The following is a 15,421-nucleotide window of genomic DNA, read 5'->3' as shown; positions in this document are numbered from 1 at the left end:
CGTTGACGTGCGGTTTGTTACGTTCGAATTTTTCCTTAGCCACGACAGTAAACCTCTTACTTAAAGGGCGGGATTAGCCTTGTTTTTTAACCAGTGCTTCGACGATGTTCGCCGGAGCCTCTGCGTACTTGGAGAATTCCATGGAGTAGCTGGCGCGACCCTGGGACATGGAACGAACGTCGGTAGCGTAACCAAACATCTCGCCCAGCGGAACTTCGGCACGGATAACCTTACCGGACACCGAATCTTCCATACCCTGGATCAGACCACGACGACGGTTCAGGTCACCCATCACGTCACCCATGTAGTCCTCAGGAGTTACCACTTCCACCTTCATGATCGGCTCAAGCACCTTACCGCCACCCTTTTGGGCCAGCTGCTTGGTCGCCATGGAGGCAGCGATCTTGAACGCCATCTCGTTGGAGTCGACGTCGTGGTAGGAACCATCGAACACGGTAGCCTTCAGGCCGATCAGCGGATAACCGGCAACAACGCCGTTCTTCATCTGCTCTTCGATACCCTTCTGGATCGCCGGGATGTATTCCTTCGGAACCACACCACCCACGACTTCGTTGGTGAACACCAGACCTTCGGTGATGTTGCCCTTGTCGTCCACGTCCGGAGTCGAGAAACGAATCCAGCAGTGACCGAACTGACCGCGACCACCGGACTGACGAACGAACTTACCTTCGATCTCGACAGCGTCCTTGGTGATGGTTTCACGGTAGGAAACCTGCGGCTTACCGATGTTGGCCTCAACGTTGAACTCGCGCTTCATGCGGTCAACGAGGATGTCCAGGTGCAGCTCACCCATACCGGAGATGATGGTCTGACCGGTTTCTTCGTCAGTCTTGACGCGGAACGACGGGTCTTCCTGAGCCAGCTTGCCCAGAGCGATACCCATCTTCTCCTGGTCAGCCTTGGTTTTCGGCTCTACAGCTACCGAAATGACCGGCTCCGGGAAGTCCATACGCTCGAGGATGATCTGCTTGTCCGGATCGCACAGGGTTTCACCAGTGGTGACGTCCTTCATGCCGATCAGAGCAGCGATGTCACCAGCGCGTACTTCTTTGATCTCTTCACGCTGGTTGGCGTGCATCTGCACCATACGACCAACGCGCTCTTTCTTGCCTTTCACGGAGTTGATGACCGATTGGCCCGACTCCAGAACGCCCGAGTAGACACGAACGAAGGTCAGCGTACCAACGAACGGGTCGGTAGCGATCTTGAACGCCAGAGCCGAGAACGGCTCATTGTCGTCAGCATGACGCTCGTCGTAATCGGCTTCGGCGATCTCTTCTTTCGGCTTGTCGGCCAGATCCGGGTGAATACCCTTGATCGCAGGGATCTCGGTCGGAGCAGGCAGGAAGTCGATAACGGCGTCGAGAACCAGGGGAACACCCTTGTTCTTGAACGAGGAGCCGCAGACAGCCGGGACGATCTCGCTCGCCAGAGTACGGGCGCGCAGACCAGCCTTGATCTCTTCGACGGACAGGTCACCTTCTTCAAGGTACTTGTTCATCAGCTCTTCGTTGGCTTCGGCAGCAGCCTCAACCATGTTCGAGCGCCACTCGTTGGCCAGGTCTACCAGCTCAGCAGGAATCTCTTCCTCGCGATAGGTAGTACCCTTGTCGTCTTCGTTCCAGTAGATAGCCTTCATCTTGATCAGATCGACCTGACCTTCGAAGTTCTCTTCCGAACCGATGGCGATCTGAATCGGTACCGGGGTGTGACCCAGACGGTTCTTGATCTGACCGACGACACGCAGGAAGTTGGCACCAGCACGGTCCATCTTGTTCACGTAGACGATACGCGGAACACCGTACTTGTTGGCCTGACGCCATACGGTTTCGGACTGCGGCTCAACGCCCGAAGTACCACAGAACACAACGACCGCACCGTCGAGTACGCGCAGCGAGCGCTCTACTTCAATGGTGAAGTCAACGTGACCGGGGGTATCGATGACGTTTACGCGGTAGTTGTCGTACTGACCAACCGAACCTTTCCAGAAGGTGGTGATGGCAGCAGAAGTAATGGTAATACCACGCTCCTGCTCCTGAACCATCCAGTCGGTGGTCGCGGCGCCATCATGCACCTCGCCCATCTTGTGGCTCAGGCCTGTGTAGAACAGGATCCGCTCGGTAGTGGTGGTCTTGCCCGCGTCAACGTGGGCACAGATACCAATATTACGGTAGCGGTTAATTGCTGTATTACGAGCCATAAAGCCCTCGCAAGGTTAGTGGAGCCGGAATTAGAAGCGGTAGTGCGAGAAAGCCTTGTTGGCTTCAGCCATACGGTGCACGTCTTCACGCTTCTTGACAGCAGCGCCTTTGCCTTCAGCAGCATCCAGCAGCTCACCAGCCAGACGCAGAGCCATGGACTTCTCGCCGCGCTTGCGGGCGTAGTCTACGAGCCAGCGCATTGCCAGAGCGTTACGACGCGACGGACGAACTTCGACCGGAACCTGGTAGGTAGCACCGCCTACACGGCGGGACTTGACTTCGACCAGCGGAGCGATGGCGTCGAGAGCTTTCTCGAAGATCTCCAGGGGATCGCTGTTCTTGCGTGCTTTGACAGTGTCCAGAGCACCGTAAACGATGCGCTCGGCCACGGCCTTCTTGCCGCTTTCCATCACGTGGTTCATGAACTTGGCGAGAATCTGCGATCCGTACTTCGGATCGTCGAGAATCTCACGTTTTGCTGCTACACGACGTCTTGGCATGATAAGCCCTCAAACGGTCTTCAGGTTAGCCCGGGACTTTCGGCAAAAGCCGCGCCCGACCTTACTCTTATCGACTCAACTAAATATAAAGATTCAAGCGGCCTTATTTCGGACGCTTGGTACCGTACTTGGAACGACCCTGCTTACGGTCTTTGACGCCGGAGGTATCCAGCGAACCACGCACGGTGTGGTAGCGCACACCCGGAAGGTCTTTTACACGACCGCCACGGATCAGCACGACGCTGTGCTCTTGCAGGTTGTGGCCTTCACCACCGATGTACGAGGAAACCTCGAAACCGTTGGTCAGACGCACACGGCATACTTTACGCAGTGCCGAGTTAGGTTTTTTCGGCGTAGTGGTGTACACGCGAGTGCACACGCCACGACGTTGCGGGCAGTTCTGCAGCGCAGGTACGTCGGATTTCTCGACGATACGCTTACGCGGCTGACGTACCAGCTGGTTGATAGTTGCCATCTACTAGCTCCACTGTTGTCTTTCGACGCTCACAAATAAAGATGGCAGAGCACAACGCCCTGCCAAATTTAGGGGTGCATGAGTCTAAAGAGACTCGCGCCCCCAGTCAAGGCAAAGCCCCGCTAGCGAACTAGCGAGGCTTCGACTCAATTTCCGCTGGAGTTCAGCGCTTCGGTCAGTGCGGCTTCCACCTCACTGGCGCTGACACGTACCGGCTTGTCGGCATCACGCTTGCGCTTGCGCTCGCTGTGATAGGCCAGACCGGTACCAGCCGGGATCAGGCGACCCACGACCACGTTCTCTTTCAGACCACGCAGGTAGTCGCGCTTGCCAGTAACCGCTGCCTCGGTGAGGACGCGAGTGGTTTCCTGGAAGGACGCAGCCGAGATGAACGACTCGGTGGACAGCGACGCCTTGGTGATACCCAGCAGTACGCGGGTGTACTTGGCGACGAACTTGTCCTCTTCAGCCAGACGCTCGTTCTCGCCCAGAACCTGGGTGAGCTCCATTTGATCGCCCTTGATGAAGGACGAATCGCCGGACTCGCTGACTTCAACCTTACGCAGCATCTGACGCAGGATGGTCTCGATGTGCTTGTCGTTGATCTTCACGCCCTGCAGACGGTAAACGTCCTGGATCTCGTTGACGATGTACTTGGCCAGCGCGCTCACACCCAGCAGACGCAGGATGTCGTGCGGGTCGCTCGGGCCGTCGGAGATAACTTCGCCGCGGTTCACTTGTTCGCCTTCGAAGACGTTCAGGTGACGCCACTTCGGAATCAGCTCCTCGTACGGATCGCTGCCATCGGTCGGGGTGATGACCAGACGGCGCTTGCCCTTGGTCTCTTTACCGAACGAAATGGTGCCGCTGATTTCCGCCAGGATCGAAGCTTCCTTCGGACGACGGGCTTCGAACAGGTCGGCAACGCGCGGCAGACCACCGGTGATGTCGCGAGTTTTCGAGGTCTCTTGCGGGATACGGGCGATAACGTCACCGACCGCGATCTGCGCACCGTCAGCCACGCCCACCAGGGCGTTGGCTGGCAGGAAGTACTGAGCGGGAACGTCGGTACCCGGCAGCAGCAGTTCCTTGCCGTTGGCGTCGACCATCTTGATGGCCGGACGAATGTCCTTGCCAGCAGCCGGACGATCCTTCGGATCGAGAACCTCGATGTTGGTCAGACCGGTCAGTTCGTCGGTCTGGCGCTTGATGGTGATGCCCTCCTCCATGCCGACGAAGGTCACGGTACCCTTCATTTCGGTCACGATCGGGTGGGTGTGCGGGTCCCACTTGGCGACGATGGCGCCAGCGTCGACCTTGTCACCTTCCTTCACGGAAATCACGGCACCGTACGGCAGCTTGTAGCGCTCACGCTCACGACCGAACTCGTCAGCCACAGCCAGCTCGCCGGAGCGGGAAACAGCTACCAGATTGCCGTCCACGCGCTCGACGTGCTTGAGGTTGTGCAGACGGATCGCACCACCGTTCTTCACCTGGACGCTGTCGGCAGCCGAAGTACGGCTTGCAGCACCACCGATGTGGAAGGTACGCATGGTCAGCTGGGTACCCGGCTCACCGATGGACTGCGCAGCGATAACGCCGACAGCTTCACCGATGTTGACCTGGTGACCACGAGCCAGATCGCGGCCGTAGCACTTGGCGCAGATGCCGAAGCGAGTTTCGCAGGTGATCGGCGAACGCACGACCACTTCGTCGACGCTGTTCAGCTCGATGAACTCGACCCACTGCTCGTCGATCAAGGTGCCGGCCGGAACGATTACGTCCTCGGTGCCAGGCTTGAACACGTCCTTGGCGATCACTCGACCCAGTACGCGCTCACCCAGCGGCTCGACCACGTCGCCACCTTCGATGTGCGGCGTCATCAGCAGACCGTGCTCGGTACCGCAATCGATCTCGGTCACCACCAGATCCTGCGCCACGTCGACCAGACGACGAGTCAGGTAACCGGAGTTCGCGGTCTTCAGTGCGGTATCCGCCAGACCTTTACGAGCACCGTGAGTGGAGATGAAGTACTGCAGAACCGACAGACCTTCGCGGAAGTTCGCGGTGATCGGCGTTTCGATGATGGAGCCGTCCGGCTTGGCCATCAGACCACGCATACCGGCCAGCTGACGGATCTGGGCGGCGCTACCACGAGCACCGGAGTCCGCCATCATGTACATGGAGTTGAAGGACTCCTGCTCGACGGTCTTGCCTTCGCGATCGACAACCGGCTCTTTCGAGAGGTTGGCCATCATCGCCTTGGAGACTTCATCGTTGGCCTTCGACCACAGGTCGATCACCTTGTTGTACTTCTCGCCCTGGGTTACCAGGCCGGAGGCGTACTGCGATTCGATTTCCTTCACTTCCTCGGTGGCGGCGTCGATGATGCGCGCCTTCTCGTCCGGGATGACGAAGTCGTTCACGCCGATCGACACACCGGAGATGGTCGAGTAAGCGAAACCGGTGTACATCAGCTGGTCGGCGAAGATGACGGTATCCTTCAGACCAACGGTGCGGTAGCACTGGTTGATCAGCTTGGAGATCGCCTTCTTCTTCATCGACTGGTTGACCACGTCGTAGGACAGGCCGGCCGGTACGATCTGGAACAGCAGCGCACGGCCGACGGTGGTGTCGACGATACGGGTGTTCTTGGTGATGCTGCCGTCGCGGTCTTTGATGACCTCGTTGATACGCACTTTCACACGGGCGTGCAGGGACGCTTCGCCCGCGCGGAACACGCGGTCGACTTCCTGCAGGTCGGCGAATACGCGACCTTCGCCCTTGGCGTTAACGGCTTCACGGGTCATGTAGTACAGACCCAGTACAACGTCCTGCGACGGAACGATGATCGGCTCACCGTTGGCGGGCGACAGGATGTTGTTGGTCGACATCATCAGCGCGCGCGCTTCGAGCTGGGCTTCCAGCGTCAGCGGCACGTGAACGGCCATCTGGTCACCGTCGAAGTCGGCGTTGTACGCGGCGCAGACCAGCGGGTGCAGCTGGATCGCTTTACCTTCGATCAGTACCGGCTCGAACGCCTGGATGCCCAGACGGTGCAGGGTCGGTGCACGGTTGAGCAGTACGGGGTGTTCGCGGATCACTTCAGCGAGAACGTCCCACACTTCCGGCAGCTCGCGCTCGACCATCTTCTTGGCAGCCTTGATGGTGGTCGCCAGACCACGCATTTCCAGCTTGCCGAAAATGAAAGGCTTGAACAGCTCGAGGGCCATCTTCTTCGGCAGACCGCACTGGTGCAGACGCAAGGTCGGGCCTACGGTAATAACGGAACGACCGGAGTAGTCCACGCGCTTACCGAGCAGGTTCTGACGGAAGCGACCTTGCTTACCTTTGATCATGTCAGCCAGCGACTTCAGCGGACGCTTGTTCGAGCCAGTGATGGCGCGACCGCGACGGCCGTTGTCGAGCAGCGCGTCGACTGCTTCCTGCAGCATGCGCTTTTCGTTGCGCACGATGATGTCCGGCGCGGACAGATCGAGCAGGCGCTTCAGACGGTTGTTACGGTTGATCACGCGGCGATACAGATCGTTCAGGTCGGACGTGGCGAAACGGCCACCATCGAGCGGAACGAGCGGGCGCAGATCCGGCGGCAGAACCGGCAGAACGGTCAGCACCATCCACTCCGGCAGGTTGCCGGAGTCCTTGAAGGCTTCCATCAGCTTCAGGCGCTTGGACAGCTTCTTGATCTTGGTCTCGGAGTTGGTCTGCGGAATCTCTTCACGCAGGCGGCCGATCTCGTGATCCAGGTCGATGGCGTGCAGCAGCTCGCGAACGGCCTCGGCGCCCATGCGCGCGTCGAAGTCGTCACCGAATTCTTCGAGGGCTTCGAAGTACTGCTCGTCGTTCAGCAACTGACCCTTCTCGAGGGTGGTCATGCCCGGGTCGATCACGACGTAGCTCTCGAAATAGAGCACGCGCTCGATGTCACGCAGGGTCATGTCCATCAGCAGGCCGATACGGGACGGCAGCGACTTCAGGAACCAGATGTGGGCAACCGGCGAGGCCAGTTCGATGTGCGCCATGCGCTCACGACGAACCTTGGCCAAGGCCACTTCAACGCCGCACTTCTCGCAGATCACACCGCGGTGCTTGAGGCGCTTGTACTTACCGCACAGGCACTCGTAGTCCTTTACCGGGCCAAAGATCTTGGCGCAGAACAGGCCGTCGCGCTCTGGCTTGAAGGTACGGTAGTTGATGGTTTCCGGCTTTTTAACTTCACCGAACGACCACGAACGGATCATCTCAGGCGAGGCCAATCCGATACGGATGGCGTCGAACTCTTCGATCTGACCCTGGTTTTTCAGCAAATTCAGTAGGTCTTTCAAGGCCTTTCCTCCTGGCGGAGCGGGCAGCGAGCTGGGTTAGCCCCGCTGCCGATTCACGTCGTGTTATTCGGTTTCCAGATCGATATCGATGCCGAGCGAACGGATCTCTTTGATCAGTACGTTGAAGGACTCGGGCATGCCCGGCTCCATACGGTGATCGCCATCCACGATGTTCTTGTACATCTTGGTACGGCCGTTCACGTCGTCCGACTTCACGGTCAGCATTTCCTGCAGGGTGTAGGCGGCGCCATAGGCTTCCAGTGCCCAGACCTCCATCTCCCCGAAACGCTGACCACCGAACTGCGCCTTACCACCCAGCGGCTGCTGGGTAACCAGGCTGTAGGAACCAGTGGAACGGGCGTGCATCTTGTCGTCCACCAGGTGGTTCAGTTTGAGCATGTACATGTAGCCGACGGTGGTCGGACGCTCGAACTGGTTACCGGTACGACCGTCGAACAGGCGCATCTGGCCGCTCTCCGGCAGATCAGCCAGCTTCAGCATGGCTTTGATCTCGGTTTCCTTGGCGCCGTCGAACACGGCAGTCGCCATCGGTACACCGCCCTTGAGGTTCTTCGCCAGCTCGAGGATCTCGGTATCGGAGAACTCGTCGAGGTTTTCCTGACGACCACCGATCTCGTTGTAGATCTCGGCGAGGAACTTGCGCAGTTCGGCGATCTTGCGCTGCTCTTCGAGCATGCGGTTGATCTTCTCGCCCAGGCCTTTGGCCGCGAGGCCCAGGTGGGTTTCGAGAATCTGACCGACGTTCATACGCGACGGAACGCCCAGCGGGTTCAGCACGATATCGACCGGAGTACCGTTAGCGTCGTGCGGCATGTCTTCGACCGGCATGATCACCGAGACAACACCCTTGTTACCGTGACGACCGGCCATCTTGTCACCCGGCTGGATGCGACGGCGGATGGCCAGGTAGACCTTGACGATCTTCAGTACGCCCGGAGCCAGGTCGTCGCCCTGCTGCAGCTTGCGCTTCTTGTCTTCGAACTTGTCGTCGAGCATCTGACGGCGGTCGGAGATGTAGGCCTGAGCCTTCTCCAGCTGCTCGTTCAGAGCGTCTTCGGCCATGCGCAGCTTGAACCACTGGCCACGCTCAAGACCGTCGAGGAACTCGTCGGTGATCGCAGTGCCTTTCTTCAGACCAGCGCCGCCTTCGGCAGTCGCGCCAACCAGAGCGGAACGCAGACGCTCGAAGGTTGCGCCTTCGACGATGCGGAACTCTTCGTTGAGGTCTTTGCGGATCTCGTCCAGCTGCATCTTCTCGATGGACAGGGCACGCGAGTCGCGCTCCACGCCGTCACGGGTGAAGACCTGTACGTCGATGACGGTACCTTTGGTGCCAGTCGGCACACGCAGGGAGGTGTCCTTAACGTCGGACGCCTTCTCACCGAAGATCGCACGCAGCAGCTTCTCTTCCGGAGTCAGCTGGGTCTCACCTTTCGGGGTGACCTTACCAACCAGGATGTCGCCCGGGCCAACTTCGGCACCGACGTAGACGATACCGGCTTCGTCCAGCTTGTTCAGCGCCGCTTCGCCAACGTTCGGGATGTCAGAGGAGATTTCCTCTGGGCCGAGCTTGGTGTCACGCGCCACACAGGTCAGTTCCTGGATGTGGATCGTGGTGAAGCGATCTTCCTGAACCACGCGCTCGGACAGGCAGATGGAGTCTTCGAAGTTGAAGCCGTTCCACGGCATGAACGCAACGCGCATGTTCTGACCCAGCGCCAGTTCACCCATGTCGGTGGACGGACCGTCAGCCATGATGTCGCTACGCGCAACCTTGTCACCTTTGCTCACCAGCGGACGCTGGTTGATGCAGGTGTTCTGGTTGGAGCGGGTGTACTTGGTCAAGTTGTAGATGTCGACACCGGCTTCGCCAGTTTCGACTTCGTCATCGTTGACACGAACCACGATACGGCTGGCGTCGACCGAGTCGATCACACCGCCGCGACGAGCCACCACGCAGACGCCGGAGTCACGGGCGACGTTACGCTCCATGCCGGTACCTACCAGCGGCTTGTCGGCGCGCAGAGTCGGTACAGCCTGGCGCTGCATGTTCGAACCCATCAGTGCACGGTTGGCGTCGTCGTGCTCGAGGAACGGAATCAGCGAGGCAGCAACGGAAACAACCTGCTTCGGCGAAACGTCCATCAGGGTGACGTCTTCCGGCGCCTTGACGGTGAACTCGTTCAGGTGACGTACGGCAACCAGCTCGTCGATCAGCTGACCCTTGTCGTTCAGGGTCGCAGATGCCTGAGCGATCACGTGATCGGCTTCTTCGATGGCGGACAGGAACACGATCTCGTCGGTGACCTGACCTTCCTTGACCACGCGGTACGGGCTTTCCAGGAAGCCGTACTGGTTGGTGCGAGCATAGGCAGCCAGCGAGTTGATCAGACCGATGTTCGGACCTTCAGGGGTTTCGATCGGACATACGCGACCATAGTGGGTCGGGTGTACGTCGCGGACTTCGAAGCCAGCGCGCTCACGAGTCAGACCACCTGGGCCGAGTGCAGAAACACGGCGCTTGTGGGTGATCTCGGAGAGCGGGTTGTTCTGGTCCATGAACTGCGAGAGCTGGCTGGAACCGAAGAACTCTTTCACCGCCGCCGCAACCGGCTTGGCGTTGATCAGGTCTTGCGGCATCAGGCCTTCGCTTTCAGCCATCGACAGACGCTCTTTGACCGCACGCTCTACGCGCACAAGACCAACGCGGAACTGGTTCTCGGCCATCTCGCCGACGCAACGTACGCGGCGGTTACCCAGGTGGTCGATGTCGTCGACGATGCCCTTGCCATTACGGATATCGACCAGGGTCTTCAGTACGGCAACGATGTCTTCCTTGCTCAGCACGCCCGAACCTTCGATCTCGGTGCGACCGATACGACGGTTGAACTTCATGCGGCCCACGGCGGACAGGTCGTAACGCTCGGCGCTGAAGAACAGGTTGTTGAACAGGGTCTCGGCAGCATCCTTGGTTGGCGGCTCGCCAGGACGCATCATGCGGTAGATCTCGACCAGCGCTTCCAACTGATTGGTGGTGCTGTCGATCTTCAGCGTGTCGCTGATGAACGGGCCACAATCGATGTCGTTGGTGTACAGGGTCTCGAAGCGAACCACCTGTGCCTTGGCCATCTTGACCAGCAGGTCGGCGGTCAGCTCGGTGTTGCACTCGGCGATGATTTCGCCGGTAGCCGGGTGCACGATCGCCTTGGCAGTGGTACGGCCAATCACGTAGTCGAGCGGAACTTCCAGCTCTTTGATGCCAGCCTTGTCCAGCTGGTTGATGTGGCGAGCCGTGATACGACGACCCTGCTCGACGATCACCTTGCCGCTGCCGTCCTTGATGTCGAGAACGGCGACTTCGCCGCGCAGACGCTGCGGAACCAGCTCCAGATTCAGGCTCTCGCCCTTCACGTGGTAGACGTTGGTGTCATAGAAGGCATCCAGCACTTCTTCAGTGCTGTAGCCCAGTGCACGCAGCAGGACGGAAGCCGGCAGTTTGCGGCGACGGTCGATACGTACGAATACCGCGTCCTTCGGGTCGAACTCGAAGTCCAACCACGAACCGCGGTAAGGAATGATGCGAGCGGAGTACAGCAGCTTGCCCGAGCTGTGGGTCTTGCCACGGTCGTGGTCGAAGAACACGCCCGGCGAACGGTGCAGCTGGGACACGATGACGCGCTCGGTACCGTTGATGACGAACGTACCGTTCTCGGTCATGAGCGGAATCTCGCCCATGTACACTTCTTGCTCTTTGATGTCCTTGATCGCTTTGTTCGACGATTCTTTGTCGAAAATGATCAGGCGCACTTTCACGCGCAGCGGCACGGCGAAGGTCACGCCACGCAGCACGCACTCCTTGACGTCGAACGCCGGCTCGCCCAGGCGATAGCCGACGTACTCCAGGGCGGCGTTGCCGGAGTAGCTGATGATCGGGAATACCGATTTGAAGGCCGCATGCAGGCCGATGTCGCGGAACTGTTCCTTGCTCACCCCTTGCTGCAGGAATTCGCGGTACGAATCCAGCTGGATGGCCAGGAGGTAAGGCACATCCATGACATCCGGCAACTTGCTAAAGTCCTTGCGGATACGTTTTTTCTCAGTGTATGAGTAAGCCATCAGCGTTCCCCAGCTTGGTCACCTGCTTGTTTGGCCAGCGCCGGCGGCGATGACCAGAAAATCGTGCAAACCCTCGGTTTGCAACCGCCTCTCGGGCGGGATCTTTTCGGCCCCAGGCCGGCTGCTGAACAGCCAACCTAGAACGGAAAAAGGCCGGTGGCAAAAGCCACCAGCCATCAGCCTTATGCGAATCGCTCGGGCTGTAGACGCAAGGTACGAACTTACTTGAGCTCGACCTTGGCGCCAGCTTCTTCCAGCTTCTTCTTGGCGTCTTCAGCAGCTTCTTTGGTCAGACCTTCAGCGACGACCTGAGGAGCGGTGTCAACCTTCTCCTTGGCTTCTTTCAGGCCCAGACCGGTCAGCTCGCGAACTGCCTTGATCACGTTGACTTTCTTCTCGCCAGCTTCAGTCAGAACAACGTTGAACTCGGTTTGCTCTTCAACAGCGGCAGCGGCAGCAGCCGGGCCAGCGGCAACAGCAGCAGCAGCGGTAACGCCGAAGGTTTCTTCCATCGCTTTGATCAGCTCAACGATTTCCATAACGGATTTCTGGCCGATAGCTTCGATGATTTGCTCGTTAGTCAGAGACATGACTATCAATTCCTGTATTGGGGTGACGGCCTACGCGACCATCAAATTAAACGTTTGATTTCGAAAGAGCTCACGCCGCCTTAGGCAGCGGCAGCTTCTTTCTGGTCGCGAATGGCTGCCAGAGTGCGAGCGAGTTTGCTGGTGGCGCCTTGAATAACGCTCATCAGCTGGGCGATGCCCTCGTCGCGGGTCGGCAGACTTGCCAGTACGTCGATCTGGTTTGCTGCGAGGTACTTGCCCTCGAACGCAGCTGCCTTGATCTCGAACTTGTCCTGACCCTTGGCAAAATCCTTGAACAGACGAGCAGCAGCGCCCGGGTGTTCGTTGGAGAATGCGATCAGGGTCGGGCCTTTGAACACGTCGTTGAGCACGTCGAACTGAGTGCCTTCAACGGCGCGCTTGAGCAGGGTGTTACGCACGACTTTCACGTACACACCAGCTTCGCGGGCCTCTTTACGGAGTCCGGTCATTGCGCCGACGGTCACGCCACGGGCATCAGCCACGACAGCGGACAGACCGGCTTTGGCAGCCTCGTTGACTTCAGCGACGATGGCCTTCTTGTCTTCGAGTTTAATTGCCACGGGTTTACTCCTGGTTTTTACCGTATCGCCAAACCGAAGTTCAGCGGCGTTTTGGTGTCTGATTCGGTAACGAATCGGGAGCACCATCTGCGTAGGTCATCAGGCGAACCTGACATTTAAAACGCGAGTTACCTACGGTCTTGGATAGCCCCCGCCAGGCAGGGACCCCAATTTTTCAAAGCCGGTAGCGCGCACGCTACCGGCCCAATCACTTACGCGTCGAGCGAAGCCTGATCGATGATCAGACCCGGACCCATGGTGGTGCTCAGGGTCACACGCTTGACGTAGATGCCTTTCGAGGTCGACGGCTTCAGACGCTTCAGATCGGACAGCAAGGCTTCCACGTTCTGCTTCAGCGCAGCGGCTTCGAAGCCGATCTTGCCAACAGAAGTGTGGATGATGCCGTTCTTGTCGGTACGGAAACGCACCTGACCAGCTTTGGCGTTCTTGACAGCGGTAGCGACGTCCGGGGTAACGGTGCCGACTTTCGGGTTCGGCATCAGGCCGCGCGGGCCCAGTACCTGGCCCAGCTGGCCAACAACACGCATGGCGTCCGGAGAAGCAATGACCACATCATAGTTCAGGTCGCCAGCTTTCATTTCGGCAGCCAGATCGTCCATACCGACTTTGTCAGCACCGGCAGCCAGGGCAGCTTCAGCGCCCGGGCCCTGGGTGAACACGGCAACGCGTACAGTCTTGCCAGTGCCGTTCGGCAGAACGGTGGCGCCACGTACAACCTGGTCGGATTTACGCGGATCAACGCCCAGATTCACAGCGACGTCGAAGGATTCGACGAATTTGGCAGCAGGCAGCGAAGCCAGCAGAGTTGCCGCTTCTTCGAAGCTGTAGGCTTTGCCTGCTTCGACTTTCTCGGCGATGGCCTTTTGGCGCTTGGTCAACTTAGCCATTACACACCCTCCACGTTCAGGCCCATGCTACGAGCAGAACCGGCGATGGTACGCACGGCTGCATCCATATCAGCTGCAGTCAGATCAGCCTGCTTGGTCTTGGCGATCTCTTCGAGCTGAGCACGAGTCACGGTGCCGACTTTGACAGTGTTCGGACGAGCCGAGCCACTGGTCAGACCCGCTGCTTTTTTCAGCAGAACGGATGCCGGGGTGCTCTTGGTTTCAAAGGTGAAGCTGCGGTCGCTGTAAACAGTGATGATCACAGGAGTCGGCAGACCAGGTTCCATGCCCTGAGTCTTGGCGTTGAACGCCTTGCAGAATTCCATGATGTTCACGCCGTGCTGACCCAGAGCGGGGCCGACGGGTGGCGACGGGTTTGCCTGACCGGCTTTAACCTGCAGCTTGATATAAGCCTGAATCTTCTTAGCCATTAGCTACTCCAATTTCGGGTTCGAACGCCTGACGGCTCCCCGAGGTTACTTACGCATTTATCCCAGTGACGACAAAACCCCGCAGCCTAAGGCTGCGGGGTGAGGGATGCCTATGTCAGTTATGCCTTCTCGACCTGACTGAACTCCAGCTCGACCGGGGTGGAGCGACCGAAGATGGTCACAGCAACCTGGATGCGGCTCTTTTCGTAATTTACTTCTTCGACCACGCCACCGAAGTCGGCAAACGGGCCATCGACAACTCGTACCATTTCGCCCGGCTCGAACAGAGTCTTGGGCTTGGGCTTGTCGCCGCTATCGGCAACACGACGCAGAATGGCTTCAGCTTCTTTCTCGGTGATCGGCGCCGGCTTGTCGGCAGTACCACCAATGAAGCCCATGACGCGCGGCGTATCCTTGATCAAGTGCCAAGTCGCCTCGTTCATTTCCATCTGCACCAGAACATAGCCAGGGAAGAACTTGCGCTCACTCTTGCGCTTCTGACCGTTGCGCATCTCGACCACTTCTTCAGTGGGCACGAGAATCTCGCCGAAGTCATCTTCCATACCAGCCAGTTTCACGCGCTCGATGAGCGAGCGCATGACATGCTTCTCGTAACCCGAGTAAGCATGCACGACGTACCAACGCTTAGCCACGAGACACCCTTAACCAACAATCAGGGAAACAAGCCAACCGAGCAGGGAATCGAGCCCCCACAACAGCAGCGCCATTACCAGAACCACCGCAACCACAATCAGAGTGGTTTGCATGGTTTCCTGGCGGGTCGGCCAAACAACTTTACGAATCTCGACGCGCGCTTCTTTCAGCAGCACCGCGAACGCTTGACCACGAGCAGTCTGAAACGCCACAAAAGCAGCAACAGCAGCCAACGCAACCAAGCCCAGAACACGATACAGAACCGGCTCAGCAGAGAAGTACTGATTACCGACGACACCCACAGCAACCAGGGCAGCGACAACCAGCCACTTGACCAGATCAAAGCGAGAGTCTTTGGCTTCAGCCTTAACATTCATTCGAGAGGATCCTGTGAAAGACACGCCAGATTCGTTAGAAAATGGCAGGTCAGGAGGGAATCGAACCCCCAACCTGCGGTTTTGGAGACCGCCGCTCTGCCAATTGAGCTACTGACCTAAAGCAAAATCAGGCCGGCCATTATGCCGGCCTGAGAGGAACAGATCAACCGATTACTCGACGATCTTGGCAACCACGCCAG

The 15,421-nt window shown here is 58.5% G+C and carries 11 protein-coding genes and 1 tRNA gene; all 12 read right to left on the bottom strand.

Annotation, left to right across the window (positions count from 1 at the left end; genetic code table 11):
• Positions 1-73: 73 nt before the first annotated feature.
• Entirely contained in the window at positions 74-2,221 is a 2,148-nt protein-coding gene (gene fusA / locus CXP40_RS23340) for an elongation factor G (RefSeq protein WP_106735661.1), read from the bottom strand.
• 30 nt (positions 2,222-2,251) lie between these two features.
• Positions 2,252-2,722: a 30S ribosomal protein S7 gene (rpsG, locus tag CXP40_RS23335; RefSeq protein WP_003246741.1), complete on the bottom strand. Its 471-nt coding sequence runs from the start codon at positions 2,720-2,722 to the stop codon at positions 2,252-2,254.
• Between the two features lie 103 nt (positions 2,723-2,825).
• Positions 2,826-3,197: a 30S ribosomal protein S12 gene (gene rpsL / locus CXP40_RS23330; protein ID WP_003463319.1), complete on the bottom strand. Its 372-nt coding sequence runs from the start codon at positions 3,195-3,197 to the stop codon at positions 2,826-2,828.
• Positions 3,198-3,343: 146 nt separating this feature from the next.
• Entirely contained in the window at positions 3,344-7,543 is a 4,200-nt protein-coding gene (gene rpoC, locus CXP40_RS23325) for a DNA-directed RNA polymerase subunit beta' (RefSeq protein ID WP_045736139.1), read from the bottom strand.
• Positions 7,544-7,606: 63 nt separating this feature from the next.
• On the bottom strand, positions 7,607-11,680 hold the full coding sequence (gene rpoB, locus CXP40_RS23320) for a DNA-directed RNA polymerase subunit beta (protein WP_106735660.1): 4,074 nt from the start codon (positions 11,678-11,680) through the stop codon (positions 7,607-7,609).
• Positions 11,681-11,901: 221 nt separating this feature from the next.
• Positions 11,902-12,270: a 50S ribosomal protein L7/L12 gene (rplL, locus tag CXP40_RS23315; protein WP_106735659.1), complete on the bottom strand. Its 369-nt coding sequence runs from the start codon at positions 12,268-12,270 to the stop codon at positions 11,902-11,904.
• A gap of 80 nt (positions 12,271-12,350) precedes the next feature.
• On the bottom strand, positions 12,351-12,851 hold the full coding sequence (gene rplJ, locus CXP40_RS23310) for a 50S ribosomal protein L10 (protein WP_037001815.1): 501 nt from the start codon (positions 12,849-12,851) through the stop codon (positions 12,351-12,353).
• A gap of 212 nt (positions 12,852-13,063) precedes the next feature.
• Positions 13,064-13,759, bottom strand: coding sequence for a 50S ribosomal protein L1 (gene rplA / locus CXP40_RS23305; RefSeq protein ID WP_099526260.1), 696 nt, complete (start codon positions 13,757-13,759; stop codon positions 13,064-13,066).
• Positions 13,759-14,190 (bottom strand): 50S ribosomal protein L11, encoded by a 432-nt coding sequence (gene rplK, locus CXP40_RS23300; protein WP_106735658.1) that lies wholly within the window; start codon positions 14,188-14,190, stop codon positions 13,759-13,761. The genes rplA and rplK overlap by 1 nt, the downstream gene beginning before the upstream one ends.
• Before the next feature lie 119 nt (positions 14,191-14,309).
• Positions 14,310-14,843 carry a transcription termination/antitermination protein NusG gene (gene nusG, locus CXP40_RS23295; protein WP_004373446.1) on the bottom strand — a complete coding sequence of 178 codons (534 nt, stop codon included), beginning with the start codon at positions 14,841-14,843 and terminating at the stop codon, positions 14,310-14,312.
• Positions 14,844-14,852: 9 nt separating this feature from the next.
• A complete protein-coding gene (gene secE / locus CXP40_RS23290) occupies positions 14,853-15,221 on the bottom strand; it encodes a preprotein translocase subunit SecE (RefSeq protein WP_004373448.1) in 369 nt (122 codons plus the stop codon).
• A 42-nt stretch (positions 15,222-15,263) separates the two neighbouring features.
• Positions 15,264-15,339, bottom strand: a tRNA-Trp gene (locus CXP40_RS23285).
• Between the last annotated feature and the right edge of the window lie 82 nt (positions 15,340-15,421).

This window comes from Pseudomonas sp. YY-1 (assembly GCF_002843095.1).
Taxonomy (GTDB): Bacteria; Pseudomonadota; Gammaproteobacteria; order Pseudomonadales; family Pseudomonadaceae; genus Aquipseudomonas; species Aquipseudomonas sediminis_A.
This window is presented reverse-complemented; position numbering and strand designations above follow the sequence as displayed.